The organism is Glaciihabitans sp. GrIS 2.15, assembly GCF_035984695.1.
Classification (GTDB): Bacteria; Actinomycetota; Actinomycetes; order Actinomycetales; family Microbacteriaceae; genus Lacisediminihabitans.
This window is the reverse complement of sequence record NZ_JAXCHU010000006.1, coordinates 83503-107794: the sequence shown is the minus strand read 5'-3', so window position 1 is coordinate 107794 and position 24292 is coordinate 83503. Positions and strand designations below refer to the sequence as shown.

The following is a 24292-nucleotide window of genomic DNA, read 5'->3' as shown; positions in this document are numbered from 1 at the left end:
GAATACCGTAGGCTTGTAGGCGTGCCAGACCAGGAAAGTGCTACTCAGACCCCCCGCCGCGTCGTGGTGGCCGAGGATGAGTCGCTCATCCGACTCGATATCGTCGAAACTCTTCGAGACAACGGATTCGAGGTCGTCGGTGAAGCAGGAGACGGCGAGACCGCTGTCGCCCTCGCCACGGAATTGCGTCCAGACCTCGTGATCATGGACGTGAAGATGCCCCTGCTCGACGGCATCTCCGCGGCGGAGCGACTCACCAAGAATCACATCGCTCCCGTAGTGCTACTGACTGCCTTCAGCCAGAAGGAGCTCGTCGAACGAGCAACTGAAGCCGGCGCACTTGCCTATGTGGTCAAACCGTTCACGCCCAACGACCTGCTCCCAGCCATCGAGATTGCCCTTGCGCGCTACGCGCAGATCATCACCCTCGAAGCCGAAGTGACTGATCTGGTGGAGCGCTTCGAGACGCGCAAACTTGTAGACCGCGCCAAGGGACTGCTCAACGAGAAAATGGGGCTCACCGAGCCCGAGGCCTTCCGATGGATTCAGAAAGCCTCCATGGACCGGCGCCTCACGATGCATGATGTGGCCCAGGCGATCATCGAACAGCTCTCCGCCAAGAAGTAAGCCGCCATCAAGTAAGCCGTCAAGCCGTAGCTAGCTGGCACGACGTAGCGGTTCTTTAGAACTCAAGCATCGCGCAAAAAGTTCGTCATCCGCACGGTCGACAGCCGCCGGCCCTGCTCGTCGCGCATGACGATCTCATGGGTAGCGAGAGTTCGGCCAAGGTTCAGGGCCGTGCACGTGCCGGTGACAAGGCCCGAAGTGATCGGGCGACTGTGGGTCGCGTTGATCTCGATCCCCACGGCGATACGCCCTGGGCCGGCATGGATCGCGGACGATATTGATCCGAGCGTCTCGCCGAGCACCACGTGCGCGCCACCGTGAAGCAACCCAACGACCTGGGTGTTGCCCTCGACCGGCATTGTCGCGACCGACCGTTCGGCGGAGAGTTCAAGGAATTCGAAGCCCATCTTTTGGGCAAGCTCACCGCCACCGGAGTTCACGAGCCGCTCCATAAGTTCCGGGTCGAGATCGTCGGGGATGATGGTCATCGGCTTCTTCCTGGCGGGACTGTGGGGCGTCGGCGGCCGCGGATAAGCTGGACGCGTGCCGGACAACGAAAAGCCTACCCTCCTCGTTATCGACGGGCATTCCCTTGCCTTCCGAGCTTTCTATGCTCTTCCCGTCGACAGTTTCCAAAACCGGGAGGGTCAACACACCAACGCGATACACGGGTTCATTGCGATGCTGCTCAACCTGCTCCAGAAGGAGAAACCGACCCATCTGGCGGTCGCATTCGATATCTCGCGATACTCGTTTCGCACCAGGGAATATCCCGAGTACAAGGGGACTCGTGGGGAGACCCCCGCTGAGTTCATCGGCCAGATCCCGCTGCTGGAGGAGGCGCTGCACGCCATGGGGATCACGACGGTGTCAAAAGAGGACTACGAAGCCGATGACATTCTCGCGACCCTCGCTATGCAGGGCGCCAAGCAGGGCTTCCGGGTGCTCATCGTCTCGGGCGACCGGGACGCGATCCAGATGGTCAATGATGACGTGACCCTGCTCTATCCCAATGCGCGCGGTGTGTCAGAACTCAAGCGCTACGACCGCGATGCCGTATTCGAGCGTTACGGTGTCGAACCCCACCAGTATCCGGATGTCGCGGCTCTCGTCGGCGAGACGAGTGACAATCTCATCGGCATCGACAAGGTGGGGGAAAAGACAGCCGTCAAATGGATCAACCAGTACGGCGGTCTGGACGAGGTACTCGCCCACGCGGATGAGATCAAGGGAGTCGTCGGAGAGAAGCTCCGCGAACAGCGGGATCGCGCCATCCGTAACCGGAAGCTCAATCACCTCCTCACCGACGTGGAGTTGCCGGTCGGCCCCCACGACCTCGACCGTCGGCCGATCGACGAGGTCGCTGTGCGAGAGGTCTTCGACAAGCTGCAGTTTCGAACACTTCTCGACCGAGTGCTCAAGATCGCTTCAGCGGCGGGAGATCCAGTCTCGCTGGAGTCGACCGGCGAAGGTTCGGCAGCGCCAGTGTCCGAGGTGCCCGGTGTGCGCACCATGATCGACGAAGAACTCGGTCACTGGATCGCCACGGTCAGCGCGAAGGGCACGCACCCGCTCGGACTGCACCTCGAGGTGGGGCCGGAGGGGATCACTGGATTCGGCCTCGCCACGGCGGAAGACTCGGCCTACGTGCCCTGGGCTGTGGGACGACCGGACTACGACGCCCTGGCCGAGTGGCTGGCCTCCTCGGCGCCGAAGTACCTGTTCGACTACAAGCCGGCGCTCAAGCGTCTGCAGAAGGCCGGACTTGCGCTTGATGGTGTCGTATTCGATACGACTCTCGCGGCGTGGCTGCTCAAGCCGGGCGGCCACGACCAGCCTCTCGCGGAGCAGGTGTATACCCATCTGGGGGAGCACCTCGCCGAGCCGGATCCTAACCAGCTCGTGCCGGAAACGGATGCGGTGAGCGTGGCAACGCAGGCCTGGTACGTCCTGCGCCTGTCGGAATACCTCACCGAGCGGCTTGACGAGGGATCGATCCGCGTGCTGCGAGAGATCGAGCTTCCCCTGATTCCGGTGATCTCGGCGATGGAGACCACGGGGATCACAGTAAATCCGGACATCCTCAGTCGTCTCAATCGTGAGCTGGGGGTGACCGCGGCTGATCTGGCGACACGCGCATATGCCGAAATCGGTGGACGCGAAATCAACCTGGGATCGCCAAAGCAGTTGCAGCAGGTGCTGTTCGAAGACCTGCAGATGCCGAAGACCCGCTCCAACAAGACCGGGTACTCCACGGATGCGGCGTCGCTCGCCGACCTGCAAGAGCAGAATCCGCATCCGTTTCTCGACCTGCTTCTGCAGCACCGGGATGCCACGAAACTGCGCCAGATCGTCGATACGCTCGAGAAAGCCATCGCCGACGATCACCGAGTGCACACCCGCTATGACCAGACCGGCACCAGCACGGGTCGCATTTCGTCCACAGACCCCAACCTGCAGAATATTCCGGTTCGCACCGCAATAGGCCGGGAGATCCGCACCGCTTTCGAGAGTGGACCGGAGTTCACGACGCTGCTGACCGCCGACTACTCGCAAATCGAAATGCGGATCATGGCGCATCTCTCCGGAGACGCCGGGCTCATCGAGGCCTTCAACTCGGGAGAGGACCTCCATCAGTTTGTGGGATCGCGAATTTTTGCCGTCGACCCGGTGGATGTCAGCGCCGCGATGCGCACGAAAGTGAAGGCGATGTCCTACGGGCTCGCTTACGGCCTGAGCGCTTTCGGACTCAGCAAGCAATTGCGCATCGAGAACTCCGAGGCCAAACAACTGATGACCGACTACTTCGAGCGGTTCGGAGCCGTTCGGGATTACCTGCGCAGCGTCGTTGACCAAGCCCGCGAAGACGGCTATACCGAGACGATCTTCGGTCGCCGTCGTCCATTCCCCGACCTGGCCTCGAACAATCGGGTATTGAAGCAGAACGCGGAGCGGGCGGCACTCAACGCGCCGATCCAGGGTTCGGCCGCCGACATCCTCAAAATCGCGATGCTAGGGGTGGCCGCGGATCTCGATGGGCGCAGCCTTTCGTCCCGTCTACTGCTGCAGGTGCACGACGAACTCGTCTTCGAGGTCGCCGAGGGCGAACTCGACGAACTCACCGCGATCGTCACGGACCGGATGGGGCATGCTGCGGATCTCGCCGTGCCCCTCGAGGTGCAGATCGGCCTCGGCCCGAACTGGGACGCAGCCGCTCACTGACCTTGCGGCGGGGAACTCCGTGAGGGTGGGGCGCTTCCTGCGCTCGTCGAACGGTCGAAGGCCCCCTGCCCGCAAACTCCTTCCCGCTGACTCCGCGGCCGCGAGTGACACGTGCGCCCGCACCTTCGGGCGCACGTGTCACTCGCGGGGGCGGAGCTGTGCGGCGCACGGGCGACTCGCGGTCCCTGCAATCGGTAATAGTTGACAAGCGGACACAAACGGACTTATATAAACACAGAACAACATTATTGTTTTGTTCCCGACGAAGAGGTCCGATGTACGCCCCTGAGCGACACAAGCAGATCCTGGAGACTGCCCGGTCGTTCGGCCGCGTCGAGGTCGCCGGACTCGCACGTGACCTCGCCGTCACCCCGGAGACCGTGCGTCGGGACCTCACTGCACTCGAGCGGCACGGGGTACTCCGCCGAGTGCACGGAGGGGCCATACCGGTCGAGCGATTTGGTAACGAGCCGGATGTCGCGGACCGCGAAGGACATTCTTCCGGGCAGAAGGAAAGCATCGCGCGCGCCGCGCTCGAGGAGCTTCCCGACGGCGGATCGATCATCCTCGATGCCGGTACCACCACCGTGCGTCTCGCCCAGATGCTGCCAACGGACCGCGAGCTCACCGTCGTGACACATTCGATTCCGGTCGCGGCCATCCTGATCGGTCGATCAAACATCAGCCTTCACCTTCTCGGCGGGGTTGTACGCCCTCGCACGCACGCGGCCGTGGGCGAATGGACGAAGGCCCAGATCGCCGATGTCTTCGCGGACGTCGCCTTCATGGGGACAAATGGCATCAGTGTCGAACGCGGACTGACGACTCCCGATATCGCCGAAGCGAATATCAAACGAGCCCTCATCGCTGCAGCCCGTCGAGTGGTCGTGCTGGCCGACCACACCAAGTTCGGCCGTGAGGATTTCGCCCGGGTCGCCCCGCTCAGCAGTGTCGACACGATTATTACCGACATCGGTCTCGATGGAGAATTCGCGGAGGACATCGAGAGTGCCGGTCCGACGGTGGTGATCGTGTGATCGTCTCCGTGACCGTCAATCCCAGCCTCGACCGCACGGTCGAGGTCGATCGTCTCGAGCGTGGAGCAGTGCTTCGGACGTCATCGCCCGTGCTCGAGCCCGGAGGTAAAGGGGTTAATCTCTCGCGCGCACTCGCGCGCAACGGTGTCGCGAGCATTGCGGTGCTCCCCGTCGCGGGCGCTGAAGGAGCGGAATTAAGCACCCTTCTGGAAGCGGCGGGCGTTGTCACGCGGTTGGTCCCGGTGAGTGGGCGCACTCGCTCGAATTTGACCGTGGCAGAGCCTGACGGAACGGTCACCAAGCTGAACGAGCCCGGCTCCTCCCTCTCGACTGCCGACTTCTCACTGCTCTCGGCGATGCTTGCCAGCCTGGTGACAGTTCGAGACTGGGTGGTCTTCTCCGGGAGCATTCCACCCGATTGTTCCGGAGATCAGCTCGTTGGATTGATGAAGACGGTGACCGATCTGGGCGCTTCACTCGCAGTAGACACAAGCGGGGATGCCCTCACAGCCTCTATCACAGCCCGACCCCGCCTGATCAAGCCCAATCGTGCGGAACTTGCGGAGGCGGTCGGACGCGAACTCGACTCGATTTCTGAAGTGATTGTTGCCGCCGAGGAATTGCGTGGCCGCGGCGTGGAGCGAGTGCTCGTGAGCCTGGGTGCGGACGGTGCCGTACTGGTCAGTGAACGCGGAGCAATCGTCGGCGAATCCACTGTGCGTCTTCAGCGCAGCACCGTCGGCGCCGGTGACTGCTTTCTCGCCGGTTTCCTCTCCAAGTTCTCGATCGACGAATCTGCCGAGGACGCTGCGCTCGTCGAAGCCCTCGCCTGGGGCGCTGCAGCCGTGAGTCTTCCCGGGACATCCGTTCCCGGTCCGGGCGATATCGCCTACACAAACGTCCAGCTGGTGTGGCAACCAGACCTGGATAGGCCACTCGTGGCCACCTGATACACGCCGATCCCGTCACCTCATCCCTACCGTCTTGACTCGTACAAAGGAGTACCACTAGAAATGTCCGATTACACTCCCGTGGCCGCCGGAACCGGCGCCCGTGCACGCATCCAGCGAGGCGGTGCATTTCTCGCCGGAATGATCATGCCGAACCTCGGTGCATTCATCGCCTGGGGCCTTGTCACTGCCCTCTTCATCCCTAACGGCTGGATCAATGAGATCGCCCGCGCGACCGGAGCAGTTGCGAAGGACGGCGTCGTACCTTTCGCGGGCCAGGCCTCCACGATCGTCGGTCCGATAATCGTGTTCCTCCTGCCGATCCTGATCGGCTACACCGGTGGTCGCACGGTGCACGGTCAGCGCGGTGCAGTCGTCGGTGCGATCGCCACGATCGGCGTCATCGTGTCGCCGCTCGCGCTCGCGCTCCACACCTCGACCACCGCAGCACCGAAGTCCATCGCCGACCTCGGCCCGCAGTTCCTTGGCGCGCTCATCATCGGCCCGCTCGCGGCGCTGTTGCTGAAGTGGATCGACAGCCTGATCGATGGAAAGCTGCGCGGCGGATTTGAAATGCTGGTCGATAACTTCACCTCCGGCATCGTCGGTGGCTTCTCGGCGCTCGTCGGAGTGTTCGCCCTCGGCCCGGCGGTCTTTTGGCTGACCACCGTGTTCGCGACTTTCGTCGACGGCCTCATCAACGCGAGACTGCTTCCTCTGGCCTCGATTATCATCGAGCCGGCAAAGATCCTGTTCCTCAACAATGCGATCGGGAACGGCGTTCTTGTCCCGCTCGCGGCGAAGCAGGCTGCAGGACCGGATGGCAAGTCCATTCTCTTCATGCTGGAGTCGAATCCCGGCCCCGGCCTCGGAATCCTCGTTGCGATGATGCTGTTCGGACCGATCGCCATCCGCGCGACCGTGCCGGCCGCGATCGTCGTGCAGTTCCTGGGTGGCATCCACGAGATCTACTTCCCGTATGTGCTCATGAAGCCGATCCTGCTCATCGCCGCCATCGCGGGTGGGGCATCCGGTGTCCTCATGTTCAGCCTGTTCAACGATGGACTGCTGGCACCGGCATCTCCGGGAAGCATCTTCGCCTACATTCTGGTGGCCTACCCGGGTGACCTTCCGACCATCCTGCTCGGGATCCTCGTCTCCGCTGGCGTAGCGTTTATAGTGAGCGCCCTGTTGCTCGGATTCGGCCGCAACAGCAACAGCGGCCTCGACCTCGAGGCTGCTCGTGAACAGAGCGCGAAGAACAAGAACAAGCCGGCGACGGCTCCCGTCGCCTGATCGACAGATAGAACCGAGGAGATTCTCAGATGGCAACAATCGACGGGTCACAGATCAAGAAGCTGATCGTGGCGTGCGACGCAGGAATGGGCAGCAGCGTGATGTTGGCTTCGACTCTGAAGAAGCAACTCGCGAAAAGTGGAGTGACCGTGGAGCATTCCCCGGTCGCCTCGATCCCGAGCGACGCCGACCTGGTGTTCACCCACACGGGTTTAGCCGACCGTGCACGGCATACGGTGCCCGGCGTGCCGGTCGTGCCGTTTCAGCTCTTCCTGGGGGACCCTGCTGTCGCCAAGATTGTCAAAGCCATTCAAAACGGCGAGACCTTCGAGGCCTAGCAGATGACGGAAGAAACCGCCCCCGGCCTGTCCGCCCTGCTGGCCGAGTCGTCCATTCGGCTCGATTTGACTGCGACGGACCAGGATGACGCGATCAGGCAGACCGGGGCAGCCCTGCTCGAGGTCGACGCGATCGACGTGGCCTATATCGACGCAATGCTCGAGCGCGAGAAGTCGATTTCCACCTTTGTCGGGGAGGGTGTCGCGATTCCCCACGGCACGCTCGCCGGCAAGGACTCGGTGAAGAAAGATGCCATTGTCGTTCTCCGCTTTCCGGATGGCGTGGACTGGGATGGCAACGATGTGCGCGTCTGCGTCGGCATCGCCGCCCGCGGTAACGGGCATATCGCGCTGCTGTCCCAACTCGCGATCGTGCTGCTCGACCCGGATAAGGCGGCGGTGCTTCGAGCGGCGACGACGAGCGCCGAGGTGTACGAGCTGCTGAAGCCCGATCCGCAAGACGGGTACAGCCCATGAAGGTAGCGAGGTTCTATGCGCCCGGTGACATTCGACTCGAAGAGATTGCGGAACCGCACGTTTCTGCGGGAGAAGTGAAGATCAGGGTGCGCAACTGTTCCACCTGCGGAACAGACGTCAAGATCTCGCGTTCCGGACATCCGAACATGACGCCGCCGCAGGTAATGGGACACGAGATCGCGGGCGAGATCGTCGACGTCGGTGAGGGCGTGGAAGGCTGGACCGCGGGTGATCGCGTGCAGGTGATCGCGGCGATACCCGATGGCACCTGCGCCGATTGTCTGGCCGGTCGCCCGACAGTCTGCGCGCACCAGCTCTCGATGGGGTACCAGTTCCCCGGGGGATTCGCGGAGTACATGATCGTGCCGCGCGAGGTGTTGCAGGTTGACGGACTCAACCGCATTCCGGAGGGACTCGGTTTTGCCGAGGCTAGTCTCGCCGAACCTCTGGCCTGTGTTCTCAACGGCCAGGAACTCGCCAGGGTCGGCGACGGGGATGTCGTCGTCGTCATCGGCTCCGGTCCGATCGGATGCCTTCATGTGCGGCTCGCTCGCTCGCGCGGGGCGGCCACGATCATCCTCGTGGACCTCAATACGGAGCGGCTCACGAAGGCGGCCGACCTGGTTCGGCCCGACCTGGCGATCTCGTCGGAGTTGATCGATCCCGTCGCGGCCGTCCTTGACGCAACCGGCGGACGAGGAGCGGATGTCGTGATCACTGCGGCCGCGTCCGGTGCGGCTCAGGAACAGGGGCTTCGCATGCTCGCCCGTCGAGGGCGTCTCAGCCTTTTCGGCGGTCTGCCGAAGGATCACCCGACAATCACCGTCGACTCGAACCTGGTGCACTACCGCGAGCTCACCATCGTGGGAGTGAACGGATCGAGCCCCGCTCACAACAGGGAAGCCCTCAGGCTGATCGCCTCCGGCGCCGTGCCGGTGACCGATCTCATCACCCATCGGTTGCGTCTTGATGACGTGCTCGACGCCATCGAGATCGTCGCCCGTGGTGATGGCATTAAAGTTACCATCGAGCCCTGATCCATTGCCATCGACCTCATGCCCGACCGAATAACCAAGGAATTGATAATGCCTGAACGAACCGTCACTGTCGCCTCGAGCGTCGGACTTCACGCCCGTCCCGCATCGCTGTTCAGCCAGGCCGCGGCGAAGTGTGGGGTGCCCGTCACTCTCACGAGCGCTGGAGGCAAGACCGTCAACGCCGCGAGCATCCTCGGGGTGCTCTCGCTCGGCATCGGTCACGGCGAGGTCGTCACCATCAAGGCCGACGGCGACGATGCCGAGTCCGCGCTTGACTCCCTCGCCGAGCTGCTGAACACCGATCTCGACACAGAGTAATTTCGCACAGCGTAATTTCGCACAGCGTAATTTCGCACAGCGTAATTTCGCACTGACGAAGAGGGTCCATCCCCCAGGATGGACCCTCTTCTCTGCCGGGGATCAGCTGTCCTAGGCTCGGGGGATGACTGATGCAGACCTGGCCCACGAGGCTCGTCCCACCACACCCATCGATGCGATCGCCGAGACCTGGGTCGATACGGAGCTCGATCTGTTTCCCGAATACCGCGTGTATCTCGGGCGTGCGGGTCGGGAGGGCGAATACGCGGACTACTCACCCGAGGGCGCCGAGCGAGTAATCGCGGAGGTGAAGAAGGCCCTCGCCAGTATCCACGCGGCAACTGCCGTCGACGCGGTCGACGAGGTCACCAAAATGGATCTGAGTCGTGAGCTGCAGCTGCAGATCGATAAGCACGACGCCGATTTCGACCAGCGCGACCTCAACGTGATCGCGTCGGCCCCGCAGAGCCTTCGCGACATCTTCGATCTCATGCCGACTGACTCCGAAGAGGACTGGTCGCACGTCGCCACGCGCATGCGCAACCTTCCGGCGGCGATGGAGGGTTATATCCAGACCCTTCGCACCGGCATCGCGGCCGGCAACGTACCCGCCATCCGCCAGATTCGCGAAGTTATCGGCCAAGCGGCCAAGCAGGTGGCCGATACCGGCTTCTTCTTCCGCTTGGCCGAGGGGGCGAAGGCCGGTGCGGGCGAACTCCCGGAGTCGCTTCGGGGCGACCTCGCGGAGGCGGCGCGTGATTCCGCTGGCGCTTATGCGACGCTGTCCGACTTCCTCGAAAACGAGCTTTCCCCGCACGCACCGGAGCGGGATGCCGTCGGCCGCGAGATCTACACCCTCGCCTCCCGCGACTTCCTCGGTGCCGTCGTCGACCTCGATGAGACCTACGAGTGGGGCATTGAGGAGTTGGCTCGCATGACGGCGGAGCAGGAATCTATCGCGCGAGAGATCAAGCCTGGCGCGACTGTCGCCGAGGCGATCGAGTTTCTCGACAAGGACCCGAGCCGAAAGTTGCACGGTACAGACGCCCTACAGAAGTGGATGCAGGAAACAAGTGACCGCGCGGTCGATGAGCTCTCCCGAGTGCATTTCGACATCCCGGACGAGGTGAAACGACTCGAATGCATGATCGCGCCGACGCAGGAAGGGGGAATCTACTACACGCCCCCCACCGACGATTTCTCGCGAGCGGGACGTATGTGGTGGAGCGTTCCGGAAGGCGTCACGGAATTCGACACCTGGCGCGAGCTCACCACCGTCTATCACGAGGGCGTTCCCGGGCATCACCTCCAGATCGGGCAGGCCGTCTATAACAAAGCACTGCTCAATACCTGGCGTCGCAATGCCGGTACCTCCGGTCATGCCGAGGGCTGGGCGCTCTACGCTGAGCGCCTCATGGAGCAGCTCGGTTACCTCGACGACCCGGCGGATCGGCTGGGAATGCTCGACGGCCAGCGGATGCGGGCGGCGCGGGTGGTTCTGGATATCGGAGTGCACCTCGAAAAGCCACTTCCCGACCGCTCCGGTCCCTGGACGGGAGAATATGCTTTCGGATTTCTCGGCCGCAACGTCAACATGAGTCCGGAGTTCGTGCGCTTCGAGGTCAACCGTTATCTCGGCTGGCCGGGCCAGGCGCCCTCCTACAAAATCGGCCAGCGAATCTGGGAGCAGTTGCGCGACGAGTACGCGCGTCGGGAGGGAGCGGCCTTCGACATCCGTGCCTTTCATAAAAAGGCTCTCGACATCGGAGGCGTCGGGCTCGACACTCTCAAATCGGCGCTGCTCACGTAAGTGCCCTCCCCATATGAGGAGGCCTTCGGACACTCGCTCGAGTCGCTTCATCCTCGCCTCCGATCGTATTTCGGGGAGATCCCGCGTGGCAGTCTCGGCGTGGGGTCGGGCATCTTCGATGTGGTTGGTACCCCGCGCCGGTGGCTGTGGCCGGCGCTCTGGGTGCTCGGCGCCCATGGCATCATGTTCGCCGCTTGGCAGCACGACGTCCCGTTCACCGTGGTCAACCGTCCGGTTGTGGATGCACGGGGAAATATCGCCGTCGCCGCGGTACGCACTTTCCGATTCGATCGCGGTGACCGCAGCATGGTCGACGCGATCACCGCGGAACGGGGTGGTCTCGTCGATCATCTCGGCCGGTCTCGTCGGCTGATCTCGCGGTTCTCAGGGCACGTCGTCGACGGCGCTCTCACCCTGACCTCGACTGTTCTGGCGCTGCGGGTGGGGCGGGTGCGGGTGACGGTGCCGAGTATCCTCGCACCGGTCGTGACACTGGTGGAGCACTTCGATGTGGCCGATGGCCGTCAGCATGTGGCCCTCGAGGTATGCGCGCCGCTCATCGGTAGGCTCTATGAGTACTCCGGCTCGTTCACTTACAGGATCGAGGAAGCCACGTGACCATTACCCCCGGCACCGACCGGATCGTGATCGCGGGGGCATCCGGCTTCATCGGGCAGTATCTCGCGCGGGAGTTCCGGAGACAGGGTTCCCGGGTACAGCTCATCGGCCGCCAGGGATCGGATGCGTCATGGGACGACCCGGCGGCGATCACCGATCTCCTCGAGGGAGTGGACCTGCTGGTGAACCTCGCCGGTAAGAGCGTCAATTGTCGCTATACCGCGGCGAACCGTGCCGAGATATTGCGGTCGCGAGTCGACACGACCCGCCGGCTGGCCGAGGCCATCCGCGCCTGTGACGAGCCGCCCGCGTTCTGGATCAATTCGTCAACCGCAACGATCTACCGACATGCCGACGACCGGCCCATGACGGAGTCGACCGGTGAGCTGGGCGACGGTTTCTCGGTCGGAATCGCCAAGGCGTGGGAAGAGGCCTTCTTTGCGGGCGTCCTTCCCGCCACTCGCCGGGTCGCTCTCCGGATGGCGATCGTGCTCGGCGATGGCAGCGCGCTCGTTCCCCTGATGGCTCTCGTCCGGTTCGGACTCGGCGGTGCACAGCTCGACGGTCCCTGGTTTTCGACGGCTGCGCGACGCACCGCAGGAACGTTCCATCAGTTCCGGTCGCGGGGAGGCAGCCAGAAGTTCAGCTGGGTCCATCTCGCCGACGTGCTCGGCGTCATCCGCTTCCTGCGGTCTCACCCCGAGATCTCGGGGGTGGTGAACGTAAGTTCTCCCACCCCTTCCGACAATCGCACCGTGATGCAGACGCTGAGGGACGTGCTCGGGATGCCGTTCGGCCTTCCTGCGCAACGCTGGATGCTTGAACTGGGCACTGCAGCGATCCGCAGCGAGACCGAACTCGTGCTCAAGAGCCGCTGGGTACTCCCCGAACGGCTTATCAGTGCCGGATATGAATTCGAGTATCCCGAACTGCGTCCCGCCCTCCGGAACATCGTCGGCTCCCGCAGGTGACGTCCTTCGTTTGGGGGCGGTAGGCTAGAGCGTCGCAAACATGCGGCACCTCACTCGCCTGTCCGCCGCGGGAACGATACGGAACACTGATCCACACCAGCACCCCCGTGGCCGGCCCTAAAAAATGTCCATCCTGGAGCAACTACTACATGACAATCGTAACGACCGACAAGGCGCCAAAGCAGGTCGCAATCAATGACATCGGATCTGCTGAAGACTTTCTCGCCGCGGTCGAAAAGACTCTCAAATTCTTCAACGACGGAGACCTCATCGAGGGCACCGTCGTCAAGATCGATCGTGACGAGGTACTCCTCGACGTCGGTTACAAGACCGAGGGCGTAATCCCCTCCCGCGAACTCTCTATCAAGCACGATGTGGACCCCACCGAAGTTGTCCAGGTCGGCGATGTGGTTGAAGCCCTCGTCCTCCAGAAGGAAGACAAAGAAGGTCGCCTCATCCTCTCCAAGAAGCGCGCCCAGTACGAGCGTGCGTGGGGCGATGTGGAGAAGATCAAGGACTCCGATGGCGTCGTCACCGGTTCTGTGATCGAGGTCGTCAAGGGTGGCCTCATCGTCGATATCGGACTCCGCGGATTCCTACCGGCATCGCTCATCGAACTTCGCCGCGTTCGTGACCTCACGCCGTACCTCGGCCAGGAGATCGAGGCCAAAATCCTCGAGCTCGACAAGAACCGCAACAACGTTGTGCTCTCTCGCCGCGCCCTCCTCGAGCAGACCCAGTCCGAGAGCCGTACGACCTTCCTCAACAACCTCGCCAAGGGCCAGGTCCGCAAGGGTGTCGTGTCGTCGATCGTCAACTTCGGTGCGTTCGTCGACCTCGGCGGCGTCGACGGTCTCGTCCACGTCTCCGAGCTCAGCTGGAAGCACATCGAGCACGCGTCCGAGGTTGTCGAGGTCGGCCAGGAGGTCACCGTCGAGATCCTCGAGGTCGACCTCGAGCGTGAGCGTGTCTCGCTGTCGCTCAAGGCCACTCAAGAGGACCCGTGGCAGGTATTTGCCCGCACTCACGCCATCGGCCAGGTTGCACCCGGAAAGGTCACCAAGCTCGTTCCCTTCGGCGCGTTTGTTCGCGTCGCGGAGGGCATCGAGGGCCTCGTGCACATCTCGGAGCTGTCGGGCAAGCACGTCGAGCTCGCCGAGCAGGTTGTCTCGGTCGGCGACGAGGTGTTCGTCAAGGTCATCGACATCGACCTCGAGCGTCGTCGGATCTCCCTCTCGCTGAAGCAGGCGAACGAGGGCGTCGACCCCGAAGGCACCGAGTTCGACCCGGCACTCTACGGAATGCTCACCGAGTACGACGAGGCGGGCAACTACAAGTACCCCGACGGCTTCGACCCGGAGACCAACGAGTGGAAAGAGGGCTTCGAGTCACAGCGTGAAAAGTGGGAGCAGGACTACGCTGCGGCCCAGGCTCGCTGGGAAGCCCACAAGAAGCAGGTCGCGACCGCCGACGAGATCAGCGACGCACCGGTGGCCGGAGGCTCCTCGTTCTCGAACGACGCCGACTCTGCCGGAACCCTGGCAGATGACGAAGCCCTCGCGGCGCTTCGTGAGAAGCTGAGCTCCAACTCCTAAGCAGGATGTCGTGAAACGGTCGGACCGCATAGGTCCGGCCGTTTCCGCGTTAATCGCTGGCTGAGCATCCGTCGCCGGCCACTCGGGTTACGGTCCGGCTAGCATTGCTCACGTGTATCTCATCGGCCTCACGGGCGGCATAGCCTCGGGAAAAACAGTGGTTGCTCGCCGGCTTGAGGAGCTCGGGGCCACGAGGGTGGATGCCGACCAACTCGCTCGAGACGTCGTGGCCGTTGGCACTCCCGGTCTCGCGGCGATCACCGAACGGTTCGGTGTCGATGTGATCGCTGCAGATGGCACGCTGGACCGCGCCGCGCTTGGCGCCGTGATCTTCCGGGACCCCGATGCCCGCCTCGCCCTCAACGCCATTACGCATCCCGCCATCCGCGAGCTGAGTTCGCGCCTGTTCGCCGAAGCGTCCGATCGTGACCCCAACGCGGTCGTCGTGTACGACGTGCCGCTTCTCGCCGAGGCGTTGCGGGATCCTGGCTATCACCGGTTCGACCTCGTCGTCGTGGTCGGTGCCAGCACCGAGACCCGCGTGCGCCGGCTCGTGCAATTGCGGGGGCTGACTCGCGAGGAAGCGCTCCACCGGCTCAACTCCCAGGCGACCGACACCGAGCGGCTCGCCATCGCCGATGTGGTCATCGACAGCAACGGAACGCTAGAGGAGACGATTGAACAGGCGGATGCCCTCTGGGCGGGGCGCGCGAGTCACCACTAAACGCATTCTGCCCACGGAGATATCCGGTACCGGTGTCGGTGGCGCTGCCTAAGCTTGAAACATGGAACCGACACGCTCAGTGCGCCCTTTCGAGGTCATCAGCGACTACATCCCGAGCGGCGACCAGCCGACGGCGATCGCGGAGCTGACCGCACGGATCAATGCAGGCGAAACCGATGTCGTTCTGCTCGGTGCCACCGGCACCGGCAAGTCGGCCACCACGGCCTGGCTCATCGAAGCGGTGCAGCGACCCACTCTCGTGCTTGCGCACAACAAGACTCTTGCTGCACAGCTCGCCAACGAATTCCGCGAGCTGATGCCGAACAACGCCGTGGAGTATTTCGTCTCGTACTACGACTACTACCAGCCAGAGGCCTATGTGCCACAGACCGATACCTTCATTGAAAAGGACTCGTCGGTGAACGCCGAGGTCGAGCGGCTCAGGCACTCGACCACCAACTCACTGCTCAGTCGCCGAGATGTGATCGTTGTCTCCACGGTGTCCTGCATCTACGGTCTCGGCTCTTCTGAGGAGTATCTGGATGCCATGTTGGCCCTCCAGGTCGGCATGAAGATCAACCGTGAAACGCTCATCCGCAAGTTCGTGTCGATGCAGTACCAGCGCAACGACGTGGACTTCTCGCGCGGCAACTTCCGGGTGCGCGGCGACACCATCGAGATCATCCCGATGTATGAGGAGCTCGCGATCCGCATCGAAATGTTCGGTGACGAGATTGAGGGTCTGTACAGCCTGCATCCGCTGACCGGCGACGTCGTCAAAAAGCTCGATGCAGTGTCGGTGTTCCCCGGGTCACACTATGTGGCTGGCCAGGAACGCATGCACGCGGCGATCAAGACCATCAAGGTGGAGCTCGACGAGCGGCTGAAGCAACTCGAGCGAGAGGGCAAGCTCCTCGAGGCTCAGAGGCTCCGCATGCGCACGACCTTCGACATCGAAATGATGGAGCAGATCGGATTCTGCAGTGGCATCGAGAACTACTCTCGTCACATCGACCAGCGACAGCCGGGCGAGGCTCCGCACTGCCTGATCGACTACTTCCCCGATGATTTTCTCGTCGTGATCGACGAGTCGCATGTGACCGTGCCACAGATCGGTGCGATGTATGAGGGGGATGCCTCGCGCAAACGCACGCTCGTTGACCACGGTTTTCGCCTGCCGAGTGCGCTCGACAACCGTCCGCTCAAGTTCAACGAGTTTCTCGACCGGGTGGGCCAGAAGGTGTACCTCTCGGCCACGCCCGGGAAATATGAGATGGGTATCACCGACAGCGTTGTGGAGCAGATCATCCGCCCCACCGGTCTCATCGACCCGGAGATCGTGGTCAAACCATCCAAGGGCCAGATCGACGACCTGCTCGAGGAGATCCGCAAGCGCACCGCGGCTAACGAACGTGTACTTGTCACGACGCTCACCAAGAAAATGGCGGAGGAACTCACCGAATTTCTTGGCGAGGCTGGGGTGCGGGTGCGTTACCTGCACTCGGATGTCGACACCCTTCGCCGTGTCGAGCTGCTCACGGAACTCCGCCAGGGGGTCTACGACGTGCTCGTCGGAATCAACCTGTTGCGAGAGGGTCTCGACCTCCCGGAGGTCTCCCTTGTGGCGATTCTCGATGCGGACAAGGAGGGCTTCCTGCGCTCCTCGACCTCCCTCATCCAGACCATCGGGCGCGCAGCGCGCAACGTCTCCGGTGCCGTGCACATGTATGCCGACGTGATGACCGACTCCATGAAGCTCGCAATCTCGGAGACCACGCGTCGCCGAGAGTTGCAGGTCGCGTACAACCTCGAGCGCGGGGTCGATCCGCAGCCGCTTCGCAAGAAGATCGCCGACATCACCGAGTCGCTCAACCGCGAGGGTGCGGACACGGCGGCGCTGCTCTCCAACCGGGACGGCCGCAAGCGGTCTCCCACGCCGAACCTCAAGCGGCATGGGGGGCTGGCGGCCAGCGGGGCGAACGACCTCGAGTCGATCATCCGAGATCTCAACGACCAGATGTTGATGGCCGCGGGGGAGCTCAAGTTCGAGCTCGCCGGGAGGCTACGCGATGAGGTATCGGATCTCAAGAAGGAGCTAAGGCAGATGGAAGCGGCCGGTCACATCTCCTGAGCAGACCGGCGTATGTGCTGCATCATCGCGAAGCCACACGGGAAGTCACTCCTCGCTACGCACAGAGCGAACGCGGGGCTTCAGTGTCGGTGGCCTGCATAGAATGTTAAGAGTGTCTATTTCCCGCGTTGAGTCCGGTTCGAAGCTTTCTGTCCATGGGGCGAGAGTGCACAATCTCAAGGGTGTCGACCTCGAGATTCCTCGAGACTCTCTGGTGGTGTTCACCGGCCTCTCCGGCTCCGGAAAGTCATCGCTTGCCTTCGACACGATCTTCGCCGAAGGCCAACGTCGGTATGTGGAATCACTGTCTGCCTACGCACGGCAGTTCCTCGGCCAGGTCGATCGCCCAGACGTCGATTTCATCGATGGCCTGAGTCCGGCCGTCTCGATCGACCAAAAGTCAACCAATCGCAACCCGCGCTCCACGGTCGGCACCATCACCGAGATCTACGACTACATGCGGCTCCTCTGGGCCCGTATCGGGGTACCCCACTGCGCGATTTGCGGCGAGAAGATCGAGCGCCAGTCGGTACAACAGATCGCCGACCAACTGATGACCCTCGAGACCGGAGTGCGCTATCAGATAGTGAGCCCCGTGATCTCGCAGAAGAAGGGCGAGTTCGTCGACCTCTTCAAGGAACTCGCCGCGAGTGGCTACTCTCGGGCAATAGTTGACGGCGAGCAGATTCAGCTCAGTGATCCGCCGACACTGAAAAAGCAATACAAACACGACATTTCCGTTGTCGTTGACCGTCTTGTCGCCGCCGACGACATTCTCACTCGGCTGACCGACTCTCTGGAGACGGCGTTGCGTCTTACTGACGGGTTGGTGAGTGTCAACTATGTCGACGCCACCGGTCCCGACGCCTGGCGCAACTTCAGCGAGAAGCTGTCGTGTCCGAACGGGCACCCGGTGCAGCTCACCGAGATCGAACCGCGCACCTTCTCCTTCAATGCCCCATTCGGCGCCTGCCCCGAGTGCTCCGGTCTCGGCACCAGGATGTCGGTCGATTCGGAACTGCTGCTCGGAGACCCGGCCCTCAGCCTTGCCGACGGCGTGATCCTCCCGTGGACGCAGTCGGGCAAGGGCCTGTTCAACTATTTCCAGCGATTGCTCGAGGGCCTCGCCGCCGACCTCGACTTCTCGCTCAAGACACCATGGCGCGACCTCGGCACGGACATCCAGAACGCGATCCTCAAGGGAAACGACTTCGAGGTCACCGTCAAGTGGAAGAACCGCTTCGGCCGTGAGATGAAGTATTCCACCGGGTTCGAGGGCGTAATGCCATACATCGAGCGCAAGTTCCTCGAGGCCGAGACCGATTCGGCACGGCAGCGTTACTCGGCATACCTGAGAGAGATCGACTGCCCGGTCTGTAACGGTAAACGGCTCAGGCCCGAAGTGCTTGCCGTCACAGTGCATGATTACAACATTGCGGATGTCGCGGAGCTCAGCCTCGTCGATGCCTTCGACTTCATGCAGCGACTCGAGCTATCCGCGCGTGATGCGAAGATTGCCGCGCAGGTACTGCGGGAGATTCGATTGCGGCTCGAGTTCCTGATTGAAGTCGGTCTGAGTTATCTCAATCTCGCCCGGTCAGCTGGCTCCCTCTCTGGCGGCGAGGCCCAGCGCATCCGCCTCGCCACGCAGATCGGATCGGGCCTCACCGGAGTGCTGTACGTGCTCGATGAGCCGAGCATCGGATTGCACCAACGTGACAATCGGCGTCTCATCGAGACTCTCGTCAAGCTGAAGAACCTCGGCAACACGCTCATCGTGGTCGAGCACGATGAAGACACGATTCGCACGGCAGACTGGATCGTCGACATCGGTCCCGGTGCGGGAGAGCACGGCGGAGAGGTCGTGCACTCCGGGTCATACGAAGCGCTGCTCGCCAACACGGATTCGATGACCGGCGACTACCTCTCCGGCCGCCGCTCGATCGAGACCCCTAAATCGCGCCGCCGGATCGATAAGAAGCGGATGCTCACGGTCGAGGGCGCGCGCGCCAACAACCTGCGCAACGTCACCGTCGAATTCCCGCTTGGCACCTTCACTGCGGTCACCGGTGTCAGCGGATCGGGAAAGTCCAGCCTCATCAACGACATCCTCTACAAAGTGTTGGCCAACGAGCTCAACGGCGCCCGCCAGATTCCGGGCAAGCACACCCGTGTCACCGGGCTGGACAACCTCGACAAGGTCGTGCACGTGGACCAGGCACCGATCGGGCGCACGCCACGCTCCAACCCGGCCACCTACACCGGGGTGTTCGACAAGATCCGAACCCTGTTCAGTGAGACCCAGGACGCCAAAGCGCGCGGCTATCTCCCGGGTCGATTCAGTTTCAACGTCAAGGGCGGGCGCTGTGAAAACTGTTCAGGCGACGGAACAATCAAGATCGAGATGAACTTCCTGCCCGACGTCTACGTGGTGTGCGAGGTCTGTAACGGCGCTCGCTATAACCGCGAGACGCTCGCGGTGCACTACAAGGGCAAGAGCATCGCAGAGGTGTTGGATATGCCGATCAGTGAGGCTGCCGATTTCTTCGAGGCGATCTCCTCGATCAGCCGTTTCTTGAAGACTCTCGTCGACGTCGGGCTCGGTTATGTGCGTCTCGGCCAAAGTGCAACGACACTCTCCGGCGGCGAGGCCCAGCGGGTGAAGCTCGCGACCGAGCTACAGAAGCGATCGATGGGGCGCAGTATCTACGTGCTCGATGAGCCAACCACCGGGCTGCACTTCGAAGACGTGCGCAAGCTCCTGCTGGTGCTCAACGGGCTCGTGGACAAGGGAAACACCGTGATCGTGATCGAGCACAATCTCGACGTGATCAAGTCTGCGGACTGGCTCATCGACCTCGGTCCAGAGGGCGGTGCCGGCGGAGGAGAGATCCTCGCGGTGGGCACACCCGAGCACCTGGCTACCGTGGAGGCGAGCTTTACCGGTTCCTTCCTCAAGGAAATCCTGCCAGAGGCTGTAACGCCGGTGCGTCGCAAGAAGCCCATGACGACCCGTCCTCAAGCGCTCGCGACGAGGTAGCTGCCGTGTCCGACACCGTGGCGTGGCGCCCCAAGGCGGGCGAGATCCCCCAGCAACCCGGGGTCTACCGCTTTCGGGATGCCGCGCAACGCGTGCTCTACGTCGGCAAGGCAAAGAATCTCCGTGCGCGCCTGAGCAACTACTTCGCGCCGCTGGCGAGCCTGCATGAGCGCACGCGGCGCATGGTGCTGAGCGCAGCATCCGTCGAGTGGACGGTTGTCGGCACGGAATTCGAAGCTCTTCAGCTCGAGTTCACCTGGATCAAGGAATTCGATCCACCATTCAACGTGCAGTTCCGGGACGACAAGTCCTACCCCTACCTCGCGATCACCCTCGGCGAGGATGTGCCGCGAGTGCTGGTGACCCGCAACCGCAACCTCAGAGGCGCCCGCTACTTCGGGCCGTACACGAAGGTCTGGGCGATTCGCGAAACCGTTGACATCATGCTCAAGGCATTCCCGATGCGCAGCTGCTCAGAATCCACCTACAAGCGTGCGGAGCAGACCGGGAGACCGTGCCTGCTTGGCGACATCGGAAAGTGCGCGGCGCCCTGTGTCGGTCGGGTCTCCAAGGCCGAGCACAAGTCGATCGCCCTCGACTTCGCCTCGTTCATGGGAGGAAATGACTCAAAGTACGTCGGCGAAGTCTCCAAGCGAATGAAAGCAGCGGCGGCCGTGCAGGACTATGAATCTGCGGCGAAATTTCGTGACCAGCTCGGCGCTCTCGAGACCGCGCTGTCAAAAAATACCGTTGTGCTCTCGGAAGATGTGGATGCCGACATTTTTGGCATCGCGCATGACGAGTTGGCCGCTGCGGTGCAGCAGTTCACGGTGCGCGGTGGGCGTATCCGCGGTGTGCGCAGCTGGGTGGTAGACAAGGAACTCGACCTCGAGCTGGACGAACTCGTGGAGACTGTCGTGCACAACGCCTACGACGAGCTCGATCCGCCACGACTCGTCGTGGTCCCCGAGCTGCCGGACGACGCGGCCGAGCTGGAGACCTGGCTTACCGAGCTTCGGGCCGAACGAGGGGTCGGACAGGGGCGGTCCGGACCGGGCAAGGTGGTCATGCGAGTCGCCCAGCGCGGCGAACTCGCTGCCCTCGCTCTTACCGTTGCAACCAACGCGCGCAATGCCCTTATTCTCTACAAGACGCGCCGCAGTGGGGACTTCGTGGCGCGGTCCCAGGCCCTCGCAGATATCCAGGAGGCCCTCGGAATGGAGGATGCCCCGTTGCGAATGGAGTGCTACGACGTATCGCACCTGAGCGGCACCAATATCGTCGCGTCGATGGTCGTGTTTGAAGACGGCCTGCCGCGCAAGGACCAGTACCGTCGCTTCAGCATCTCGGAGTCTACAGACGACACGGAATCTATTTACCAGACGCTCTCTCGGCGGCTTTCGCACCTCGAAGACGACCCCTCCCTTCCGGTAGCGGAGGCTGTCGAGCCAAGTGGGCGTCCGAGGTTCGCTTACCGCCCCAACCTCCTCATCGTCGACGGCGGACAGCCGCAGGTGGCGGCCGCAGCGCGTGCTTTGGACGACGCCGGCATCACCGGGATCACGCTGTGTGGCATCGCGAAACGGCTGGAGGAGATCTGGCTTCCCGGCAATGATTATCCCGTTATCCTCCCGCGCAACAGCGACGCGCTCTTCCTGATCCAGCGCATCCGGGATGAAGCTCATCGGTTCGCAATCACCTACCAGCGTCAACGGCGAAAGCGCGATGTGGGGTCGGTGCTGTCTGAAATTCCCGGGCTTGGCCCGGCTCGGGTGAAGGAACTGCTTCGCCATTTCGGGTCGGTCACGCAATTGCGCGCAGCGGATCCGGTCGCGATCGCGGAGGTCAAAGGTGTGGGAACCGTCGTCGCGCAAACAATCTTCGAGAAACTCCGGGAGTGACTTGGTCGGTAGGCTTGCCGAACAGGCAAGCGCACAGGAGTAAAGGTGTGACCACGCGATGACCGGGGACAGCTACCACCAGCCCGAACAGCACCAGGAGGTGCTCATCGTCACCGGCATGTCCGGTGCGGGGCGATCCACCGTTGGCAACGCGCTTGAGGACCTCGGCTGGTATGTCGTCGACAATCTCCCGCCCCAAATGCTCCGTCCACTGGTAGAGCTGGCCGGCAAGGCTGGCAACAACCTGCCCAAGGTCGCCGCTGTCGTCGACGTACGGGGAGGCAAGCTGTTCGCCGATCTCGAGCAGACCGTTGAGGCCCTTCGTGAGGCGACTCCCGTTCGCGTGCTCTTCCTGGAGGCAACTGACGCCGTTCTGGTGCGACGGTTTGAGCAGGTTCGGCGGCCCCATCCTCTCCAAGGCGACGGAACGCTTCTCGATGGTATCGGTGCCGAACGACAACGGATGCTCGGGCTTCGCGAGTCGAGTGACATCATTGTGGACACCTCCGACCTCAATATCCACCAGCTCGCGACGAAGATCTCTGAGACCTTCTCCAGTGCCGATACCCCGGGTCTCCAGCTCACGGTGCTGAGCTTTGGCTACAAATATGGGCTCCCGGCCGATGCCGACCTCGTGGCGGATATGCGTTTCCTTCCCAATCCGTTCTGGATTCCGGCCCTGCGCGCTCTCAGCGGGCTGGATACCCCGGTGAGCGACTATGTGCTCGCCCAGGAGGGCTCCGTAGAATTCGTCGACCGGTATGTGCTCGCACTCGAGCCGGTGCTCGCTGGATATCAGCGCGAAAACAAGAGACACGCTACGATCGCCATTGGATGCACGGGGGGAAAGCACCGGTCGGTCGCGATAGTGCAACGACTGGCCTCTCTACTGCGCGAGCAACCCGGAGTCGCTGTCAGCATCAAACATCGCGACCTCGGTCGCGAATAGAGCCATTGCCCCCGACCTCCGCTACAACTTCGATGGTCCTGGACGCCGCTGAATCCGCGGGATCAGACCGCGCGATCCTCGAATAACTGAAAGATAGGAAATCGGATTGGCTCTCACCGCCGACGTCAAAGACGAACTCGCCCGCATCGATGTGAGCAAGACCACAGTTCGAGCAGCGGAGCTCGCCACCATTCTTCGTTTCTCCGGGGGCCTGCACCTTATCTCAGGGCGCATCGCTGTCGAGTCTGAGCTCGACACCGCACAGCTCGCACGACGCGTGCGCAAAGACCTCGCCGAGCTGTACGGGGTGAGGAGCGAAATCTCCGTCATTTCCGCTTCCGGGCTTCGGCGCACGAGCCACTACCTCGTGCGCGTGCTGGACGGGGGCGAGACTCTGGCGCGCCAAACGGGTCTGCTGGATGCGCGCCGACGACCAATCCGCGGCCTCCCGAACAAGCTCACCACCGGCAGCCGTGAGGAGCTTGCCGCCGTCTGGCGCGGAGCGTTTCTTGCGCACGGCTCGCTCACCGACCCCGGCCGCTCGGCGGCTCTCGAGATCACCTGCCCCGGTAACGAGTCCGCTATGGCGCTCGTCGGCGCTGCTGGGCGGCTAAAGATCGCGGCGAAGGCACGGGAGGTGCGCGGAGTCCACCGGGTCGTCATCCGCGACGGCGAAGCCATCAGCGCGATGCTGGTGCACATGGGTGCACATTCAACCGTTCTCAACTGGGAAGAGCTGCGCCAGCGCCGGGAGGTGCGCGCGACGGCCAATCGCCTCGTCAATTTTGACGATGCGAACCTGCGTCGGTCCGCGCAGGCCGCAGTGGCGGCCTGTGCTCGCGTTGAGCGTGCTCTGGAGATCCTCGACGGCGACGTTCCCGAACACCTGCGTTACGCGGGAGACCTGCGCTTGCGCTTCCGGGACTCGAGCCTCGACGAACTCGGACACCACGCCGATCCGCCGATGACGAAGGATGCCGTTGCTGGCCGCATTCGCCGTCTTCTCGCCATGGCCGACAAGCGTGCTGTCGATCTCGGGATCCCGGGCACCGACGCAAATCTTCCCCCCGATTACGACGACGCCTGAGCGGTCAATCAGCCCGGATCGGCCACTCGCCTGAGCGAGTATTGAAGGTGTCTCCACTTGGAGGGAAGCATCTGATGGGTGCCGCCGTTGTGCCGAGTACACTGAAAAAAGACCCGCACCGACGGGAACTGTCGGGTAAGCGGGCTACTCACAAAGGAGATCGC

At 62.7% G+C, this 24292-nt stretch carries 20 protein-coding genes; 19 read left to right on the top strand and 1 reads right to left on the bottom strand.

The window, feature by feature from the left end:
- The first annotated feature begins 21 nt into the window (after positions 1–21).
- Positions 22–627 (top strand): ANTAR domain-containing response regulator, encoded by a 606-nt coding sequence (locus RCH11_RS10245; protein WP_327056903.1) that lies wholly within the window; start codon positions 22–24, stop codon positions 625–627.
- Positions 628–689: 62 nt separating this feature from the next.
- Here RCH11_RS10245 and RCH11_RS10240 read toward each other — a convergent pair whose 3' ends face one another.
- Positions 690–1115: a hotdog fold thioesterase gene (locus RCH11_RS10240; RefSeq protein ID WP_442789033.1), complete on the bottom strand. Its 426-nt coding sequence runs from the start codon at positions 1113–1115 to the stop codon at positions 690–692.
- Between the two features lie 55 nt (positions 1116–1170).
- Between RCH11_RS10240 and polA the strand changes: the two genes are divergently transcribed.
- The 18 genes from polA to whiA all read left to right on the top strand — a co-directional run bounded on the left by polA (position 1171) and on the right by whiA (position 24128).
- Positions 1171–3849, top strand: coding sequence for a DNA polymerase I (polA, locus tag RCH11_RS10235; protein ID WP_327056902.1), 2679 nt, complete (start codon positions 1171–1173; stop codon positions 3847–3849).
- Between the two features lie 275 nt (positions 3850–4124).
- Complete coding sequence (locus RCH11_RS10230; protein ID WP_327056901.1) at positions 4125–4886, top strand: DeoR/GlpR family DNA-binding transcription regulator; 762 nt, start codon at positions 4125–4127, stop codon at positions 4884–4886.
- A gap of 8 nt (positions 4887–4894) precedes the next feature.
- Positions 4895–5836, top strand: coding sequence for a 1-phosphofructokinase family hexose kinase (locus RCH11_RS10225; RefSeq protein WP_327056900.1), 942 nt, complete (start codon positions 4895–4897; stop codon positions 5834–5836).
- Between the two features lie 63 nt (positions 5837–5899).
- A complete protein-coding gene (locus RCH11_RS10220) occupies positions 5900–7132 on the top strand; it encodes a PTS transporter subunit EIIC (protein ID WP_327056899.1) in 1233 nt (410 codons plus the stop codon).
- 29 nt (positions 7133–7161) lie between these two features.
- On the top strand, positions 7162–7470 hold the full coding sequence (locus RCH11_RS10215) for a PTS lactose transporter subunit IIB (RefSeq protein ID WP_327056898.1): 309 nt from the start codon (positions 7162–7164) through the stop codon (positions 7468–7470).
- Positions 7471–7473: 3 nt separating this feature from the next.
- Positions 7474–7947, top strand: coding sequence for a PTS sugar transporter subunit IIA (locus RCH11_RS10210; RefSeq protein WP_327056897.1), 474 nt, complete (start codon positions 7474–7476; stop codon positions 7945–7947).
- A complete protein-coding gene (locus tag RCH11_RS10205; protein ID WP_327056896.1) occupies positions 7944–8984 on the top strand; it encodes a zinc-dependent dehydrogenase in 1041 nt (346 codons plus the stop codon). Before RCH11_RS10210 ends, RCH11_RS10205 begins: the two co-directional genes overlap by 4 nt.
- A 48-nt stretch (positions 8985–9032) precedes the next feature.
- Positions 9033–9302: an HPr family phosphocarrier protein gene (locus tag RCH11_RS10200; protein ID WP_327056895.1), complete on the top strand. Its 270-nt coding sequence runs from the start codon at positions 9033–9035 to the stop codon at positions 9300–9302.
- A 124-nt stretch (positions 9303–9426) separates the two neighbouring features.
- Positions 9427–11112, top strand: coding sequence for a DUF885 domain-containing protein (locus RCH11_RS10195; protein WP_327056894.1), 1686 nt, complete (start codon positions 9427–9429; stop codon positions 11110–11112).
- Positions 11113–11730, top strand: coding sequence for a DUF4166 domain-containing protein (locus RCH11_RS10190; RefSeq protein ID WP_327056893.1), 618 nt, complete (start codon positions 11113–11115; stop codon positions 11728–11730).
- Positions 11731–11732: 2 nt separating this feature from the next.
- Entirely contained in the window at positions 11733–12701 is a 969-nt protein-coding gene (locus RCH11_RS10185; RefSeq protein ID WP_442789039.1) for an epimerase, read from the top strand.
- A 149-nt stretch (positions 12702–12850) separates the two neighbouring features.
- Positions 12851–14296: a 30S ribosomal protein S1 gene (gene rpsA / locus RCH11_RS10180; RefSeq protein WP_327056891.1), complete on the top strand. Its 1446-nt coding sequence runs from the start codon at positions 12851–12853 to the stop codon at positions 14294–14296.
- A 112-nt stretch (positions 14297–14408) separates the two neighbouring features.
- Positions 14409–15020, top strand: a complete 612-nt coding sequence (coaE, locus tag RCH11_RS10175) for a dephospho-CoA kinase (protein ID WP_327056890.1) — start codon at positions 14409–14411, stop codon at positions 15018–15020.
- A 61-nt stretch (positions 15021–15081) separates the two neighbouring features.
- Positions 15082–17151: an excinuclease ABC subunit UvrB gene (gene uvrB, locus RCH11_RS10170; RefSeq protein WP_327056889.1), complete on the top strand. Its 2070-nt coding sequence runs from the start codon at positions 15082–15084 to the stop codon at positions 17149–17151.
- A 103-nt stretch (positions 17152–17254) separates the two neighbouring features.
- Positions 17255–20191: an excinuclease ABC subunit UvrA gene (uvrA, locus tag RCH11_RS10165; RefSeq protein ID WP_327056888.1), complete on the top strand. Its 2937-nt coding sequence runs from the start codon at positions 17255–17257 to the stop codon at positions 20189–20191.
- Between the two features lie 5 nt (positions 20192–20196).
- A complete protein-coding gene (uvrC, locus tag RCH11_RS10160) occupies positions 20197–22092 on the top strand; it encodes an excinuclease ABC subunit UvrC (RefSeq protein WP_327056887.1) in 1896 nt (631 codons plus the stop codon).
- Positions 22093–22150: 58 nt separating this feature from the next.
- Positions 22151–23041 carry an RNase adapter RapZ gene (gene rapZ / locus RCH11_RS10155; protein ID WP_327056886.1) on the top strand — a complete coding sequence of 297 codons (891 nt, stop codon included), beginning with the start codon at positions 22151–22153 and terminating at the stop codon, positions 23039–23041.
- A gap of 106 nt (positions 23042–23147) precedes the next feature.
- Positions 23148–24128 (top strand): DNA-binding protein WhiA, encoded by a 981-nt coding sequence (gene whiA / locus RCH11_RS10150; protein WP_327056885.1) that lies wholly within the window; start codon positions 23148–23150, stop codon positions 24126–24128.
- The last annotated feature ends 164 nt before the right edge of the window (positions 24129–24292 follow it).